General features: G+C 73.6%; 16 protein-coding genes. 2 read left to right on the forward strand and 14 right to left on the reverse strand.

The features are described 5' to 3' along the window. Nucleotides 1–6: 6 nt before the first annotated feature. From EV378_RS37150 to EV378_RS25555, 11 genes are all read right to left on the reverse strand, one after another. Nucleotides 7–81: a putative leader peptide gene (locus EV378_RS37150; RefSeq protein WP_424511276.1), complete on the reverse strand. Its 75-nt coding sequence runs from the start codon at nucleotides 79–81 to the stop codon at nucleotides 7–9. Between the two features lie 207 nt (nucleotides 82–288). Next, on the reverse strand, nucleotides 289–1392 hold the full coding sequence (locus tag EV378_RS25510; RefSeq protein ID WP_132429941.1) for an LLM class flavin-dependent oxidoreductase: 1104 nt from the start codon (nucleotides 1390–1392) through the stop codon (nucleotides 289–291). Further along, nucleotides 1389–2450 carry an ABC transporter substrate-binding protein gene (locus tag EV378_RS25515; protein ID WP_243653766.1) on the reverse strand — a complete coding sequence of 354 codons (1062 nt, stop codon included), beginning with the start codon at nucleotides 2448–2450 and terminating at the stop codon, nucleotides 1389–1391. The genes EV378_RS25510 and EV378_RS25515 overlap by 4 nt, the downstream gene beginning before the upstream one ends. An 82-nt stretch (nucleotides 2451–2532) precedes the next feature. Next, nucleotides 2533–3255 (reverse strand): ABC transporter ATP-binding protein, encoded by a 723-nt coding sequence (locus tag EV378_RS25520; RefSeq protein ID WP_243653955.1) that lies wholly within the window; start codon nucleotides 3253–3255, stop codon nucleotides 2533–2535. Between the two features lie 8 nt (nucleotides 3256–3263). Beyond that, nucleotides 3264–4094: an ABC transporter permease gene (locus tag EV378_RS25525; RefSeq protein WP_424511256.1), complete on the reverse strand. Its 831-nt coding sequence runs from the start codon at nucleotides 4092–4094 to the stop codon at nucleotides 3264–3266. Nucleotides 4095–4357: 263 nt separating this feature from the next. Then, on the reverse strand, nucleotides 4358–5275 hold the full coding sequence (locus EV378_RS25530) for an ABC transporter permease (protein WP_132429944.1): 918 nt from the start codon (nucleotides 5273–5275) through the stop codon (nucleotides 4358–4360). Beyond that, nucleotides 5265–6047, reverse strand: coding sequence for an ABC transporter ATP-binding protein (locus tag EV378_RS25535; RefSeq protein ID WP_132429945.1), 783 nt, complete (start codon nucleotides 6045–6047; stop codon nucleotides 5265–5267). The genes EV378_RS25530 and EV378_RS25535 overlap by 11 nt, the downstream gene beginning before the upstream one ends. A 58-nt stretch (nucleotides 6048–6105) precedes the next feature. Next, nucleotides 6106–7197, reverse strand: coding sequence for an ABC transporter substrate-binding protein (locus EV378_RS25540; protein WP_132429946.1), 1092 nt, complete (start codon nucleotides 7195–7197; stop codon nucleotides 6106–6108). Between the two features lie 371 nt (nucleotides 7198–7568). Further along, nucleotides 7569–8222, reverse strand: coding sequence for a Crp/Fnr family transcriptional regulator (locus EV378_RS25545; RefSeq protein ID WP_132429947.1), 654 nt, complete (start codon nucleotides 8220–8222; stop codon nucleotides 7569–7571). Nucleotides 8223–8227: 5 nt separating this feature from the next. Further along, nucleotides 8228–9154 carry an LLM class flavin-dependent oxidoreductase gene (locus EV378_RS25550; RefSeq protein WP_132429948.1) on the reverse strand — a complete coding sequence of 309 codons (927 nt, stop codon included), beginning with the start codon at nucleotides 9152–9154 and terminating at the stop codon, nucleotides 8228–8230. 256 nt (nucleotides 9155–9410) lie between these two features. Further along, on the reverse strand, nucleotides 9411–10286 hold the full coding sequence (locus tag EV378_RS25555; protein ID WP_132429949.1) for a DUF559 domain-containing protein: 876 nt from the start codon (nucleotides 10284–10286) through the stop codon (nucleotides 9411–9413). Between the two features lie 493 nt (nucleotides 10287–10779). Here EV378_RS25555 and EV378_RS25560 point away from each other — a divergent pair, with 493 nt between their 5' ends. Then, nucleotides 10780–11484 carry a hypothetical protein gene (locus EV378_RS25560; RefSeq protein ID WP_132429950.1) on the forward strand — a complete coding sequence of 235 codons (705 nt, stop codon included), beginning with the start codon at nucleotides 10780–10782 and terminating at the stop codon, nucleotides 11482–11484. A gap of 106 nt (nucleotides 11485–11590) precedes the next feature. Here the strand turns inward: EV378_RS25560 and EV378_RS25565 are convergent, their stop codons facing one another. The 3 genes from EV378_RS25565 to EV378_RS25575 are packed head-to-tail and all read right to left on the reverse strand — an operon-like array spanning nucleotide 11591 to nucleotide 15293. Beyond that, on the reverse strand, nucleotides 11591–14395 hold the full coding sequence (locus EV378_RS25565) for an FAD-binding and (Fe-S)-binding domain-containing protein (protein WP_165922480.1): 2805 nt from the start codon (nucleotides 14393–14395) through the stop codon (nucleotides 11591–11593). Nucleotides 14396–14432: 37 nt separating this feature from the next. Further along, nucleotides 14433–14897, reverse strand: coding sequence for a calponin homology domain-containing protein (locus EV378_RS25570; RefSeq protein WP_132429951.1), 465 nt, complete (start codon nucleotides 14895–14897; stop codon nucleotides 14433–14435). A gap of 21 nt (nucleotides 14898–14918) precedes the next feature. Then, the gene (locus tag EV378_RS25575; protein WP_132429952.1) at nucleotides 14919–15293 is read right to left on the reverse strand and encodes a cupin domain-containing protein; all 375 of its coding nucleotides are present in this window, start codon (nucleotides 15291–15293) and stop codon (nucleotides 14919–14921) included. A 47-nt stretch (nucleotides 15294–15340) separates the two neighbouring features. Between EV378_RS25575 and EV378_RS25580 the strand changes: the two genes are divergently transcribed. Further along, on the forward strand, nucleotides 15341–15823 hold the full coding sequence (locus tag EV378_RS25580; protein WP_132429953.1) for a MarR family winged helix-turn-helix transcriptional regulator: 483 nt from the start codon (nucleotides 15341–15343) through the stop codon (nucleotides 15821–15823). Nucleotide 15824 lies beyond the last annotated feature (1 nt).

Genomic DNA, 15824 nt, shown 5'->3' on the forward strand with positions numbered 1-15824 from the left:
CCGTGCTCAGCGACAGCCCTGGGACGTGACCCGGCGCAGGTCCACGTGACGACGGCGCGTCAGCAGCTGGATGCGCGTCACGTCATCGAGACAACGCCGCCCCGGCGCCGCTGTCAACCAGAGCCCGTGGCGGTGTGGCGCCCGGCACGCGGGACGGGGCGCGGAGATCTCGGCCGGGCAGCCCGCCGACGCGCCTCGCAGGGAGGACCGGATCTCGCAGGCGTCGCAGGTCCTGCGAACTCGCGGGATGCCATGCGACGACGGGTTGCGCGCCCGCCCGGGGTGCGGTCAGGCCGGCCGGGGCGCCAGCAGACCGCGGCGGCCCAGCTCCGGGAGCAGGTCCTCGCCGACCCGGTACGCCTCCTCCAGGTGCGGGTAGCCGGAGAGGACGAACTCCTCGATGCCCAGCTCGTGGTACTCGGCGACCCGGTCCGCGACCTCGGCGTGGCTGCCGACCAGCGCCGTCCCGGCGCCCCCGCGGACGAGCCCCATCCCGGCCCACAGGTTCGGGCTGATCTCCAGCTGGTCGGTGCGACCGCCGTGCAGCGCAAGCATCCGCTGCTGGCCGACCGACTCGCTGGTCCGCAGCACGGCCTGCGCCTGTTCGACCTCGGCCGGGTCCAGCGCCGCGAGCAGGTCGGACGCCCGCGCCCACGCCTCGCCTGCCGTGTCCCGGGTGATCACGTGCAGCCGGATGCCGAACCGTGGCTCGCGCCCGTGCTCGGCGGCGAGCTTGCGCACCCGCCCGATCTTCTCGGCGACGGCGTCCGGCGGCTCGCCCCAGGTCAGGTACACGTCGGCGTGCCGGGCGGCGACGTCCAGCGCCGGGTCCGACGACCCTCCGAAGTAGACCGGAGGCAGCGGGTCCGGCGGTGCAAGGGTCGTCGCGCCGGCCACCGTGTAGTGGTCGCCGGTGAAGTCGGAGGGTTCCTCGCCCCACGCCGCGCGCAGCACGGACAGGAACTCGCCGGTGCGGGCGTAGCGCTCGCCGTGGTCGGCCCAGTCCCCGAACCGCTGCTGTTCGACGGCGTCGCCGCCGGTCACGATGTTGAGCATCAGCCTGCCGTCGGACAGGCGCTGGTAGGTGCTCGCCATCTGCGCGGCCAGCGTCGGCGACAGCACTCCCGGGCGGAACGCGACGAGGTAGCGCAGCGTGCGCGTCTCGCGCAGCAGCGCGGCCGTCGTCAGCCAGGCGTCCTCGCAGTACGTGCCGGTCGGGGTGAGCACGCCGTGGAAGCCGAGCGACTCCGCGGCGCGGGCGATCTGGGACAGGTAGCCCAGGTCGGCGGGGCGTTCGGTGGTGCCGGCCTGCCCGCGGTCGGCGTGCCGGCGCGCGACGATCGTGCGCGCGTCGCCGGAGGTGGGCAGGAACCAGTGCGGGACGATGCTCACGGTGCTCCAGTCGTCGTCGGTGCACGGGCGGCGAGCGTGGTGGCCTCGAAACGGCGGTCCACGAAGTCGGCGAAGCGTACGCGGCCGGGGATGACGCCCGCGTCGGAGAACGCGTCGGCCAGCTCCTGTTCGGACGTGACCATCGCGTCGTCCATCGGGATCGGCAGGTCCGGCCCGCGGTTCGCGGCGGCCATCGTGACCGGCAGCGGGAGCTTCGTCTCCCTGCTCCAGACCTGGGCCCGCTGCGCGCGGTGGGTGTCGGAGTAGCGCTGCGCGGCCGCGACGCGGGCCAGCAGGTCCCCGACGGCGGCCTGCTTCACCGGATCGGCCAGCGCGGCGTTGGACGCGACCTGGAAGCCGTACCCGTTCGCCGTGCCCTCGCCGGTGGCGATCGTGCGGGCCCCGTCGTTCTGGGCCTGCGCGGTGTACGGGTCCCACGTGGCCCACGCGTCGACGTCGCCCTGCTGGAACGCCGCGTAGGCGTCGGCCGGGGCGAGGAACGTGAGGTCGACGTCGTCGAGCGTCATCCCGGCCGCGCGCAGCGAGTAGAGCAACTGTCCGTGAGCCGAGCTGCCCTTGGCGACGGCGACCCGCTTGCCGCGCAGGTCCGCGACCGACCGCAGCGGCGAGTCGTGCCGGACCAGCACGGCGTCGCTCACCACGTTGCCCCGGTTCGCGGCGACGAACTGGACCCGCGCCCGCGCGGCCGCCGCGAAGATCACCGGGGTGTTCCCGGTGGCGCCGACGTCGATCGCCCCGGCCCGGGCCGCCTCGATCAGTGGCGGGCCGGACGTGAACGTCGACCACTGGATCGTGTAGGGGGTGTCCAGCAGGCCGGCCGCGGCGAGCAGCGACTGTGACCCGCCCTTCTGGTCGCCGACCCGCAGCGTGACGCCGGTCAGCGCGGCCGGGTCGACGGGCGGCTGCACCGGAGGGCGTTCCCGCGGCACCGACGAGCACGCGGTCAGCACCGCGAGCGCCAGCAGCAGCCCCGCCGCACCGACGAGCCGGCGCGATCCGGTCGGGTGCGCGGCGGCCGTCCCCGGTCCGTGCCGCACCCCGTTCCGGCGTGTCGCATCCGTTGCAGCCGGTGCGGCACGCCGGGGAGGGGTGCGCGAGGAGCCGACGGGGTGCGCCGGGTCAGGCCGCATCGTCGTCGACCCCCAGTTCCGTGAGGACCCGACGGCGGAGCTCGACGAGGTCCTCTGGCCGTCGCGGGCGCGGGCCGGGGCGGTGCTCCTGGCCGATCACGCCACCGTCGAGCACGAGGACGCGGTCGGCGAGCAGCAGTGCCTCGTCGACGTCGTGCGTGACGAGCAGGACGCCGGGCCGGTGCGTGGTCCACAGATCCAGGACGAGCCGGTGCATGGCGATCCGGGTCAGCGCGTCGAGAGCTCCGAACGGCTCGTCGAGCAGCAGCAGCTCCGGCTCGCGGACGAGTGCCCGCGCGAGCGACGCGCGTTGCGCCTCGCCTCCCGACAGCGTCAGCGGCCACGCATCGGCGCGTTCGGCGAGACCGACCTCGGCGAGCGTGCGGTCCGTGATGCCGGCCGCGTCGTCGCGGTGCAGGCCGAGGGAGACGTTGTCGCGCACGGACCTCCACGGCAGCAGCCGCGGCTCCTGGAACGCCATCGCGACCGAGCCCGGCACGTCGACGGTGCCGGACACGCCGTCGTCGCCGACGGTGTCCAGTCCGGCGAGGATCCGGAGCAACGTGGACTTCCCGGAGCCGCTGCGACCCAGCAGCGCGACGAACTCGCCGTCGCCGACGGTCAGGTCGAGGCCGTCGAGGATCCGCCGTCCACCGGGAGCAGGCTTGCCGGAACGAGAACCGGCAGCGAACTCGCGGACGAGGCCGGTCACCCGGGCGGTCACGAGGGCCGCCACCGCAGGGCGCGACGCTCCAGACGGCGCACGAGCGCGTCGGTGCCGAGACCCAGCAGCGCGTAGACCACCAGGCCGACCACGATCACGTCGGTGCGCAGGAACTCCCGTGCGTTCATGATCATGTAGCCGAGGCCGGAGTCCGCGGACACGGTCTCCGCGACCACGATGGACAGCCACGCGATGCCCAGCGCCAGCCGCAGCCCGGTCAGCGTGCTCGGCATCGCACCGGGCAACACGACGTGACGCAGCCGCTCGGAGCGGGTGAACCCGGAGACCTGGGCGGCCTCGAGCAGCTTCGGGTCGACGCCCCGCACGCCGGCGTGGACGTTGAGGTACATCGGGAACAGCACGCCGAGCGCGACGAGCAGCACCTTCGGCGTCTCGTCGACGCCGAACCAGAGGATGAACAGCGGCACGAGCGCGAGATGCGGCAGCGTGCGCAGCATCTGCACGGGCGGGTCGACGAGCAGGCCGCCCCAGTTCGACAGGCCGGACAGCAGCCCGAAACCGACGCCGGCGACGAGGCCGATCGCGACGCCCGCGACGACGCGCAGCAGGGAGACGCCGAGGCCTTCCGGCAGCTCGCCGCTGACCGTGACGTCGACGGCGGCCGTGACGACCCGCCACGGCGAGGCGAGCTCGTCCTCGGCGAGCAGGCCGGTGGACGACGCCAGCTGCCAGATCACGAGGATCGCGATCGGGGAGATCCAGCGCCGGAGGTCGATCCGGCGCACGGCCGGTCCGACGCGCGGCGTGGCGCCGCGGGGGACCTGCGCCCCGGACGCGGCCGAGGGCAGGGGATGGGTGGTGGACACACGGGCTCCCGGGGGGACGGAGCGGTCGGGGGGCGGCGTGTGTCAGCGACAGGTGTAGCCGGCCGTGCGCATGAGGTCGACGTGCAGGCGCCACGTCAGGTCCCAGCGGTCGGTCACCCGAACGAGGGTCCGGACCGGACAGCAACGTCGCAAGCGCTGGGGGACAACGGACACACCGTGCTCCCAGATCGCGGGAGGACGGCCCGCCGGACCGGACAGGTCGACCGGTCCGGCGGGCCGGATCCCGCTCTGTGGACGTGCGATCAGGCGGCCGGGGCCAGGCCGCGCGCCCGCAGGACGCGGCGTTCGATCGGCCGGAACACGAGCAGTTCGATCCCGATGCCGACGATGAGGATCAGCAGCACGGCGGCGAAGACGACGGAGATGTCGTTGAAGTCGCTGCCGTTCTTGAGATAGGCGCCGAGGCCGACGCCGAGCAGCGGGCCGGCGGCGATGATCTCGGCGGCCATCAACGAGCGCCAGGAGAACGCCCAGCCCTGCTTGCAGCCCGCCAGGTAGCCGGGCAGCGCGGCCGGCAGCAGGATGTGCCGGGCCGACGCGAACCCGCGGGCACCGAGCACCTGACCCGCCCGGGGCAGGATCGGCGGGATCTGGTCGATGCCGGCGACGAGCCCGTTCGCGATCGACGGGATCGAGCCGGCCAGCACGACGAAGTAGATCGTGGCGTCGGTCAGCCCGAACCAGAGGACCGCGGCGGGGACCCAGGCCACCGACGGCAGCGACTGCAGCCCGGACAGCAGCGGCCCGATCGCCCGCCGCACGACGCTGACCTTGGCCACGAGCAGCCCGAGCGGGGTGGCGATGACGAGGGCGAGCAGGAACCCGAGCACGCCGCGGCTGATCGAGGTCCACAGGATCGACCAGATGCTGCCGTCGGCGACGATCTCGCCGAACTTCCCGGCGACGTCGCCGGGGGAGGGCAGCTGGTAGACGGGCAGGATCGCGGAGGCCCAGACCAGTTGCCAGACCACGACGACGATGACGAGCGCGCCCAGCGGCGGCAGCCCGGCCGAGAGCGCGCGCCGCCACCAGGGCCTCTGCTGAACGGTCGGCGTGTCCAGCGCGTCCAGACCGGCGACCGCGGCCGCCGAGTCGTTCTCGCGTTCGACGACCGTGATCCCCGTGCCGTTGGCTCCGCCGTCGCGGTCCTCAGGCGGCATGGCTGGTGATCACCTGCCGGAGCCGGCCGGTGATCTCGTCGGTGAGGCCGTCGCGGTGCGAGCGGGCGTCCCACTCCTTGACCACGGTGCCGGGCCGCGACGACAGCAGCACGACGCGCTGGGCGAGGCGGACGGCCTCGCGGACGTCGTGCGTGACGAACACGATCGTCGTGCCGGTGGCCTCCCACACGCGCAGCAGCTCGCCCTGCAGCACGTCGCGGGTGATCGCGTCCAGGGCCGCGAACGGCTCGTCCATCAGCAGCAGCCCGGGACCCTCGTCGGAGTCCGACGACGTGGCGGCGGCCAGCGCACGCGCCAGCGACACCCGCTGGCGCATGCCGCCGGACAGCTCGTGCGGCCGCTTGGCCCCGACGCCGTCCAGGCGGACGAGCCCGAGCAGCTCGGCCGCCCGGTCCCGGCGGGCGTGCCGTGACCAGCCGGCGAGCTGCAGCGGCAGCTCCACGTTGCGTGCCGCGGTCAGCCACGGCATCAGCGCGGCCTCCTGGAACATGAACGACGGCCGCGACGCGGACACGGCGACCGTGCCGCCGGTCGCTCCGTCCAGCCCGGCGAGCAGGTTGAGCAGCGTCGACTTGCCGCAGCCGGATGCGCCGAGCAGGCAGACGAACTCGCCGTGCGCAACCCGCAGGTCGATCCCGCGCAGCGCGGTCACCGCGTCCGGTCCGGTGCCGAACGTCTTGCCGACGCCGGCCAGCTCGACCGCGGTGTGCCGGGTCCGCTCGCGGCGAGCCTGTTCGATCTCGACCGTCATGATCTCGTCCCGTTCCTCGTGGGTGTGGGTACTCGGTCCTGCAGCTGCACCGTTACCGCTACTGCGCGGCTTCCAGCCCGGCCGTGTCGACCGCCGGCTTGCCCGCCGCCTGGCGGACCGTGTTCAGCGCCGTCACGTTCAGGAAGCCCTTCAGGTCGGTCTCGCTCGGGGTGGCCCCCGCCGTGACGCTGTCCTTGGACAGCTGCGGGAACGTCGCGGCCAGCGGGTCGGAGTCGAAGGACAGCTCGTTGAACGCGCGGTCGAGCACCTTCGGGCTCAGCGACGAGCCGGTGACCTGCTTGATCGAGTCGTTCGTGACGGTCCTGGCCTGGGCCGCGTTCGACGTCGCGAAGTCGATCGCCTTCTGCTCGCCGCGCAGCAACGCCTCGATCGTCTGCGGGTGCTGGTTCACGAAGTCGGTGCGCGCGATGATCACCGTGGTCGGGAACTTGCCGTCCGGCCACAGGGACTTCTCGTCGACGAGCACCTTGGCGCCCGCGTCCACCAGCCGGGAGCTCCACGGCTCCGGCAGCCAGCCGCCCGCCACCTGCTTCTGCTTGAACAGGTCGAGCGTGCGCGGGTTGTCGATGTTCTGGACGGTCACCGCGTTCGGACCGGTGCCGATCGGCAGGTTGTTCTCCTTGAGCCACTTCTTGAGCGCGACGTCCTGGGTGTTGCCGGCCTGGGGCGTCGCAATCGTCTTGCCCAGCAACTGCTGCGGCGACGTGATGTCCGGTGTGGTCACCAGCTGCGCGCCACCGGTCGTCGAACCGCCGATCAGCCGGATGGCCTCGCCCTTGGACTTGGCGAACGCGTTGATCGCCGGGCTGGAGCCGATGAACGCGACGTCGAGCGAGCCGCCGAGCAGCGCATTGACCTCGTCCGGTCCGGCGTTGAACGTCTGCGTGGTCAGCTTCGTCTGGCCCAGCTCCTGGGCGAAGAAGTTCTGCGAGACACCGATCAGCGCCGGGGCGTGGGTGATGTTCGGGAAGTAGCCGAGCTTGACCTCCTGCGCGGGGGAGGTCTGCCCGCCCGCGGCGGAGGAGCTGCTGTCGTCGGCACGGGAGCACGCCGACAGCAGGCCGACGACGGCCAGCAGGGCGAGCAGGACGACCAGGGAGCGCGAGCGGGTGGTGGTGCGCGGGGACATGGGTCGTGCGGTCCTTTCGGGTAGGCGCGCGGAGGCGCCTCGGGGAGGGACGCGCGGGTCGGGACACGGCGTCGCCGGAGGCCGGGCAGGAGGGGTCTCAGTGACACCGTTCGCTGAACAGCGGAGCGCGGCGCGAAGGCCAGAACGGCTCCAGGTCCCATGGCGGCACGACATGGTCGTCCCGGTGGATGCCGGGACGCGATGGCCGTCCCGGGCACGTCGTCACCCGATCAGGGTGCGCGCCGCTCCGACCGCGGACAAGTATTCGTCCATCTGTCAGGAAACGGACGGCGTGCTGTCCGTACAGGTTCCGGGCTCGGCTCGGCGTCGCACTCAGCAGGTGGTCGTGCCCCTCGGAGTTGTCCGAACAACTACTCGTCGCCCCGCCGGCGCAGACCGTCCGGGTCGACGACCAGGATCCGACCCCGACGCAGCTCCACCAGGCCTTCGGCCTCCGCGCCGCGCAGCACCCGGTTCACGGTCGCGCGGCTCGCGCCGGCCAGCGACGCGAGCTCGTCCTGGGTCAGCGGGACGGCCGTCGGCCCCACGACGCCGCGGCGGTAGCGGGGCTCGAGGTCGGCCAGCCGTCGCAGCACCCGCGTCTCCACCGGCAGGTACAGCGCGTCCAGCAGCAGCCCGGACAGCCGCCGGACGTCGGCCGCGAGCGTTCGCAGGACGAACGCATCGGCCCCCGCGTTCGTGCGGCGCAGGCGGTGGAACGTCGCGGCGGTGAACGACCGGACCTCGGTCGCCTCCAGCGCGACGACGGTGGCGCTGCGCCGCCCGCCGTCAGAGATCAGGGCGAGCTCGCCGACCACCTCGCCCGGCCCGAACACGCCGAACGTCACCGTGTCGCCTGCGGGGGACACCGCGCGCACGGCCAGCCGTCCGGCCTCGATCAGCAGGAACGTGTCCGCCGGGTCGCCCTCGTGGAACACGACCTCGCGCGCGGCGAACCGGCGGACCCGTCCGCTGTCCAGCACCTCGCGGCGGTCCTCCTCGGACATGTCGGAGAGCAGGCCCACGGCGGCTACGGCTCGTCGACGCGGGGGAGGACGTCGGCGACGAGACGCTCCATCTGTTCACGGTCGCCGCCCAGGCTGCCGCCGAGCGGGTTGAGCAGGATCGTCTCGGCGCCGGCGTCGACGACCTCGCGCAGGCCGCGGGCCACGTCGTCGGGCGTGCCGCTGACCGGGACGTCCTCGATACCGCGCATCGGCCCGTAGATGCCGCGCAGCCCGTCCACGACGCGCTCCCGGGCTCGCTCCGGGTCGTCGTCGACGACGAGGTAGACGCGCTTGCCGATCGGGAACTCCCGCTTCCCGTGGCGCTCCATCTCGGCGCGCAGGACCGGGACCTGCTCCCGGAACGACGCCGTCGTGGCCGACCCGGCGCCGAGGAACGCGTCGCCGTGCCGCACGGCGCGCGCCAGCGCCGTCGGGGCGTTGGCGCCGAACCAGATCGGCGGGTGCGGGCGCTGCACCGGCTTCGGCTGGATCGGCAGGTCGTCGAGCTGGCGGAACCGGCCGTGGAACGTGACCCTCGGCTCGTCGGACCACGCGGCCTTCATCAGGTCCAGGCCTTCGACGAACCGGGACACGAACGTCTCCCGGTCGACCCCGAACGCGGCGAACTGCCGGAACCCGCCACCCGGCGCGACGCCGAGATCGAGCCTGCCGTGCGACAGTCGGTCCACAGTGGTCGCCGCCGCGGCGAGCTGCAACGGGTCGTGCAGGGACGTGACCATCACCGCGACGCCGAGCCGGATCCTGCTGGTGCACGCCGCCGCGTAGGACAGCAGCTCCAGCGGGGCGAGCATCGGGGTCGGGCCGATGGCCTGCTCCATCACCCACCCGGCCTCGAAGCCCAGCTCCTCGGCACGGGCGAGGTACTCCGTGAGCCCGACGTCGTCGACGCCGTCGGGGTCCTGCTGCGGGATCGAGATGGACCAGCGCACGGACCGGACGCTAGTGCTTGTGTAGCGGGTGCGACACGGCCGGACCCTGTCCGGTCGGCATCGCACGTGTGGCGGTCCGGAGGCGGCGGCTACCGCGATGGCTGTGATGTCGGCCGGGCGTCGCCCGGCATGGCGGGTCCGGCGCGAACCACACAGGACCCGCCCGTGACCCTGCGGCGCGGCGGGACGAGCCGGCCTGAGGTGCCCACGGCACCGTCGCGACTCGTCCGGGGAGGCGCACGACCAGGTCGTGGCGTCAGCCTGCCGCCGGCTGCGTCAGGGCGGCGCCGACCTCCCGGACGATCCGTCCGGGGTCACGCCGGATGTCCCGGGCGGTGTAGCGCAGGACGCGCCATCCCGCGGCGGCGAGACGGGTGTGGCGTTCGATGTCCTTCACGACCTGCTTCGGATCGAGATGGTCGCCGCCGTCGTACTCGATACCGAGCCGGTGCCGGGGGTAGGCGAGATCGAGCCACACGGCGCGGCGACGGTCGTCGTCGAGGACGGGGTGCTGCACGGCCGGACGCGGGAGCCCGGCCCCGGTGAGCACGAGCCGCAGCCGGGTCTCCGGCGGCGAACTGGACCGGGCGTCGGCCGCGGACAGCACGTCCGTCAGGCGGCTCACACCTCGCCGGCGCGGGTACCGGACGGCGACGCCGAGCAGCAGATCGGGCGGGAACCGGTGCACCCGGGCGAGCGCGTCCACCGCGACGACGGCCTCGACGAACTCGAGCCGCCTGCCCAGGTCGAACGCTGTCCGCAGCGGTGTCGTGACGAGCAGGCCGTCGACCATCGTCACCTCGTCCGGGTGCAGCTCGCCTCGGCGCACGGTCACACCGGCCCGGCTGCGCAGGACGTGCTCGGCGACCGTGATCTCGGCGGGTGCCCCGAGCGGCCCGCACGACGCCTCCTGCACCTCGGCCGCGGAGTAGCCGGAGAGCACCCCGCGCCCGCGTGACCACCGGGACGCCGCGACCGATCGCAGGAGCAGGCCGGACTCGTGTCCGGCCGCGGCGTACGTGTCCGGCAGCAGGCGCTCGAACCCGGGTCCGAGCAACCGGGCCCACGTCACCAGGCCGGCCGCGACGGCGTCCGAACCCCGGAACACGGTCGGCCACCCCGGCACGGTCATGGGCCCAGGGTCGTCGGCCGACCCGTCTGCCGGGTCGGTTCCGCCAGGTCGTTCGCAGGTGCGACGTCCACGCCGCCCGTGTGGTGAGCCGACCCCGCCTCGACGCACCCGCCGTCCGCGAGGCCGATCCGTCTCGGTCGCTCGCGTCCCGGGTCGGCCGCGTCCCGGGTCGGCGGGGTCCGGGTCAGCCGCATCGGGGTCGGCCGCATCGGGGTCGGCCGCATCCCGGTCGACATCGCACCCATCGCGGTCGGACCACGATCCTCACCGCGATGAGTGCGATGTCGGAGGACAGGACGTCACACGTATGCCGGTTCGAGGGCGGTCCGCACCGCGATCGGTGCGACGTCGATGGTCGGGGACCGATCCGGGCGGTCACTTGCCCCGTTGTGTCGCCGATGCGACACAACGAGCGCGTCGGCGGGCACAGACCGCGACCGGAGTCCGGAGCACTCTCTGCGTCGTCCAGGGAGAACGAGCCGAGGAGCCCCCGATGACCACCACCGAGCCGACCGCCGCCACCGTCACCGTCCTGCCGGAGACCGCCCCGGAGCGACGCGTGTTCCGCCCGGTCGGTCGGGCCGCCGCCGTGGTCCTGCCGCTGGGTGCGGTGCTCGCCGCGGTGAGCACGATCTTCGACCCGCCGTCGACCGAGCCGGAGCCGCGCGGCATGTACGTCGCGTACGGAGCCGACCCGGCGGGCGCGGACGTCGCGGCGACGATCCTCCACTACGGATTCCTCGCGATCGGCGTCGGACTGCTGCTGGCCGGCCTGGCCGTGGCGACCCGACGCGGCCGGATCTGGGCGTGGGCCGGTGGCGCGCTCGGCGGGCTCGGGTTCCTGAACCTGTCGGGCAGCGTCGTGATCGACTGGTTCGCCGCCAGGGAGGCCGCGATGTTCGGGCCGGACACGGCCATGGAGATCGGCGCCGAGGTCGAGGCGATGCCGGCGCTCACCGCGGGCTGGATGCTCCCGATGGTCGTCGGCTTCACGCTCGGCCCGATCGTGCTGGCGGTCGGCCTGGCCCGGGCCGGCGTGGTCCGGTGGTGGACCGTCGCGCTGCCGGTCGCCGTGGCCGTCGTGATGGCGGGTGCGAAGGGGTTCGGTCCGCTCGGCTTCCTCGTCGGACTGGCGCTCCTGCTGGTCTACGGCGTGATCGTCGGTCACCGGCTCTGGACGGCCCCGGCCGTCCACTGACCACCCCGCGCGTCGCCCGCCGCCACTGCATCGCCTGCTGGCCCCGCTCGTCCCACCCGCCCCGCTGGTCCCGCCCGCGCCAATGGGGGAGCAGGCGGAGGTGGCACTACGCGCGGGTGGCGCGCTCCACGAGTTCCAGGACGTGCACGTAGGTCTCACCGGTCGCTCGGCTCATGCCCAGCTCGCAGGTGCGGTTGCAGGACGCGTGCGCGTCGGCGTCGATCGTCGCGATCTCGGCGGCCTGGGGCGCGGTGGCCGACGCGGTCAGCTCCGGGTGCAGCAGCCCGCGGTCGCCGGCGAATCCGCAGCAGCCCCACGCGTCCGGGACGGTGACGTCGTCGGCGACGGCCCCGGCGAGCGTGCGCAGCGCAGGCGTCAGTCCCATCTGCTGCGCCGAGCACGTCGGGTGCAGGACGATCCGGTCCAGGCGCCCGCGCACGTCCAGTGCGGACAACAGGTGCGTCGCGGTGAACTCCACGGCGTCGAGCACCTCGAGACCTCGGAACGGGCTCGCGGCGACCATCACCCGCAACCCCTCGGTGCACGACGACGCGTCGCACACGACCGGCAGCCGTCCCTGACCCGTGGCCTCCCACAGCGCGGGCAGCACCCGGTCGGCCATCGCGGTGGCGCCGTCGCGTAGTCCCTTCGACTTCCACGGCGTCCCGCAGCACAACGACGGCAGGTCGTCCGGCACGGTCAGCGTCAGGCCAGCGCGGTCGCAGAGACGGGCGAACGCCTCCGTCGCCCCCGTTCCCGACCCCGAGCCGAACATCGTCCCGGTGCACGAGCTGAACAGCACCGCCGCCGCCGTGCCGACGCCGAGCGCGGGCACCCGCGGCGCGCTCCCCGACGACGGCAGGTCCGGCGACCACATCGGCACCTGCTCCGGGTCGGCGACCTTGCGCAGCGCGGTCGTCACCTTTCCCGCCGCCCCGCCCGGCAACGCGCCGGCCACCGAGAGCGCCGTGCCCGCCAGACGAGTCGTCGCCCCCCAGTGCTTCGCCGCGAACGCCCACCCGCGAGCCGCCGTCTTCTGTGGACGCTCGGCGCGCAGCCGTCGCACCAGGTCACCGGTGTTGATCAGGACCGGGCACGCGGTGGCGCACATGCCGTCCACGGCGCAGGTGTCCACGCCGTCGTAGCGGTAGGCCTCGTCCAGTTCCGCGACGAGCGCGTGGTCGCCCGCCTGCAGCGCGCGCTCCCGCTCGCGGCGCAGCACGATCCGCTGCCGCGGCGTGAGCGTCACGTCCCGGCTCGGGCAGACCGGCTCGCAGAATCCACACTCGACACACCGGTCCACCTCGGACTCGACGGTCGGCGCGGACTTGAGGTTGTCGAGGTGCGCGGTCGGGTCGTCGTCGAGCACGACGCCGGGGTTCAGCACGCCGCGCGGGTCGCACAGCCGCTTGATCTCCAGCATCACGTCGTACAGGTCGTCGCCGTACTGGCGGCGCACGAACGGCGTCATCATCCGGCCGGTGCCGTGCTCGGCCTTGAGCGTGCCGCCGTGGCCGAGCACGAGGTCGACCATGTCGTCGGTGAAGCGTCCGAACCGGTCGCGCCCGCCGCCGTCGCCGAGACGCTCGGTGAGCATGAAGTGGACGTTGCCGTCCTTCGCGTGCCCGAAGATCACCGCGTGCTCGTAGCCGTGCCTGCCGAACAGCTCGACGAGCCCCTCGCACGTCGGCAGCAGCTCCGGCACCGGCACCGCGACGTCCTCCAGCAGCGCCGCCGTGCCGGACGGGCGGGCTGCCGCCACCGCGGCGTAGAGCCCCTTGCGCAGGTGCCACAGCCGCGCCTTGGCCGCCGGGTCGCCGGAGAGCTCGGCCGCGCCGTCGAGCGGCAGCGTCGACAGCAGGGACGCGGCCGGTCCGGCCAGCGCGTCGACCTCCTCCGATGTGGACCCGCGGTACTCGACGAGCAGCGCCGCGTGGTCGCGCACGGTGAGCGCGCGCAGGCGCGGGTCGGCGTCCGCGTCGCCCTGCCCGACCCGCAGCGACGTCGCGTCCAGCAGCTCGATCGTCGCCGGCCCGGAGTCGACGAGCGATGGCAGCGCCCGGTTCGCCGACGGCAGGTCCGGGAAGATCAGCAGGCCGGTGCGGGTGTGGGACAGGACCGGCACGGTGCGCATCGTGATCGACGCGATGAACGCGAGCGTCCCCTCGCTGCCCACGACGAGGTGCGTGAGGATCGCCGCGGGCGACGAGTGATCGAGGAACGAGTTCAGGCCGTAGCCCATCGTGTTCTTCAACGAGAACTGCTGGGCGATCGCCTTGCGCGCCGTCTCGTCACCGCGCAGCCGGTCGCGCAGCCGGGACAGTCCGGAGTGGAGGTCCGGCTCGAGCGCGCGGAGCCGGTCGTCGGCATCCGGCGCGCCGGTGTCCAGCACGGTCCCGGACGGCAGCACGAGCTCCAGCGAGTCCAGCAGCGCGTAACTGTTCGCGACCGTCCCGCACGCCATCCCGGACGAGTTGTTCGCGACGACACCGCCGAGCGTGCACGCCGACTCGCTGGCCGGGTCCGGTCCGAGCATCCGCCCGAACCGGGCCAGTCGCGTGTTGACCGCGCGGATCGTGGCGCCCGGCCCCACCCGGACGCGCGCGCCGTCATCGAGGATCTCGATGCCCCTGAAGTGCTTGCGCGTGTCGACGAGGATCCCGTCGGTGACACCCTGGCCGGACAGGCTCGTCCCGCCGGAGCGGAACGTCAGCGGCACACCCGTCGTCGACGCCGCGCGGAACAGACGTCCGACGTCGTCCGCGGACGCGGCCGTGACGACGGCCCGCGGCGTGCGCGCGAAGTGCGACGCGTCGTGGGCGTAGGCGAGCCGGTCGATCGCCCGCGTGTGCACGGTGCCGTGCGGGAGCAGCTGCCCGAGCACGGTCGACAGGTCGACGTCCGAGGTCACGAGCCGACGCTACCCGGACCGACGCCCGTCGAACGTCTCAGGACGAGGCGGCCGCCGCGGCGCTCTGCTCCCAGTGGGTCACCACGACGGCGACGACGAAGATCTGCAGCGCCGGGTCGAGTCCCGGCAGGTCGGCCACCGCGTCGTTGCGCCACATGCTGCGCTTGCGGATCGACCCGACCTCCCGGTCGCCGTCCATCAGCGCCTGCTCAGCGGTCCACATCGACGTGCGGCGGAAACGCAGCGTCCGGCCCTCGGCGTCGACGCTCCAGTTCTTCCGCCCGACCTTCTCGGCACGGGCGACGACGGTCCCGTCGGCCATGGCCATGCCGAACTTCGCGCCCCAGGCGTTGCTCTTCACCGTGTACTCGTGGCCCTCGACGGTGAACGTCCCGCCGTTGCCCCACCAGCTCGACCGGAAGGACGTGACGACCTGCCCGTCGAGGTCGATCTCGTACTCCCGGCTCCACATGCCCTTGCTGCGCGCGGTCAACACGGTCATATCCCACCACGGCCAGGCAAATCAGGAGATCCAGGCGGGAACGACGGGGTCGCGGTCGGGACCGGACGCGACCGACCCGCCACGTCCGGTGACGACGGCGGTCATCCCGGCGTCCGGGTCGGCGTGGATGCGGCGCAGGACGCCGGCGGGCAGCACGAGCGTGTCCCCGGCGCTCAGCTCCTCGGTCGCGTCGCCGACATCCACGTGGGCGGCGCCGTCGAGCACGGTCCAGACCTGCTCGCCGTCCATGGCGTGCAGCGGCCCGACCGCGCCGGGAGTCATCTCGACGCGCCAGAGCGCCTGGTCGGTGCCGCCCTGAGTGGGTGAGGCGAGGGTCGTCATCGTCGCATTCGGCGTGCTGGTGCACCGGGCGTCGGCGTGGCGGATCACGGTCACGGTGGTCTCCCGTATAATCGACAACATGGTTGTCGAAAAGGTAAACCATGTTGTCGGATAACGCCAGCTCCGGTTCGCCCGGCGCGGACCTCGCGCTCGGCCTGCTCGGAGCGTTCCGTGCGCTCGTCGACGACGTGCACGCCGATCTCGCCCGCGCGGGGCACCCGCACGCGCGGCCCGTCCACGGGTTCGCGCTGCAGGCCATCGGTCCCGCGGGCGCGACGGCCGCGGAGCTCGGCGACCGCCTCGGCGTCAGCAAGCAGGCGGCCGGCAAGACGATCGACCGGCTCGCCGAGCGCGGCTACGTCGAGCGCGCGGCGGACCCGCAGGACGCCCGCCGCAAGATCGTCACGATCACGGCGGACGGCCGGGGGCTTCTGCGGGAGTCCGCCGCGGCGTTCGACCGGGCGCTCGCGGCACGGACCGGGACCCTCGGCGCCCAGCGCATGGACGCGCTGCTCACGGCGCTGCGGGACCTCGAACCGGCCGGGAGCGCCCGGCTGGACCTCGCCGGATGGCTGGGCTCCTGAC

The sequence above is a fragment of the Pseudonocardia endophytica genome, assembly GCF_004339565.1.
Taxonomy (GTDB): Bacteria; Actinomycetota; Actinomycetes; order Mycobacteriales; family Pseudonocardiaceae; genus Pseudonocardia; species Pseudonocardia endophytica.

Excerpts from the sequence above, each read along its gene's own strand:
- EV378_RS25535 (WP_132429945.1), bottom strand. The coding sequence starts at position 6,047 with ATGACGGTCGAGATCGAACAGGCTCGCCGCGAGCGGACCCGGCACACC.
- EV378_RS25530 (WP_132429944.1), bottom strand. The coding sequence starts at position 5,275 with ATGCCGCCTGAGGACCGCGACGGCGGAGCCAACGGCACGGGGATCACG.
- EV378_RS25555 (WP_132429949.1), bottom strand. The coding sequence starts at position 10,286 with ATGACCGTGCCGGGGTGGCCGACCGTGTTCCGGGGTTCGGACGCCGTC.
- EV378_RS25580 (WP_132429953.1), top strand. The coding sequence starts at position 15,341 with ATGTTGTCGGATAACGCCAGCTCCGGTTCGCCCGGCGCGGACCTCGCG.
- EV378_RS25540 (WP_132429946.1), bottom strand. The coding sequence starts at position 7,197 with ATGTCCCCGCGCACCACCACCCGCTCGCGCTCCCTGGTCGTCCTGCTC.
- EV378_RS25570 (WP_132429951.1), bottom strand. The coding sequence starts at position 14,897 with ATGACCGTGTTGACCGCGCGCAGCAAGGGCATGTGGAGCCGGGAGTAC.
- EV378_RS25560 (WP_132429950.1), top strand. The coding sequence starts at position 10,780 with ATGACCACCACCGAGCCGACCGCCGCCACCGTCACCGTCCTGCCGGAG.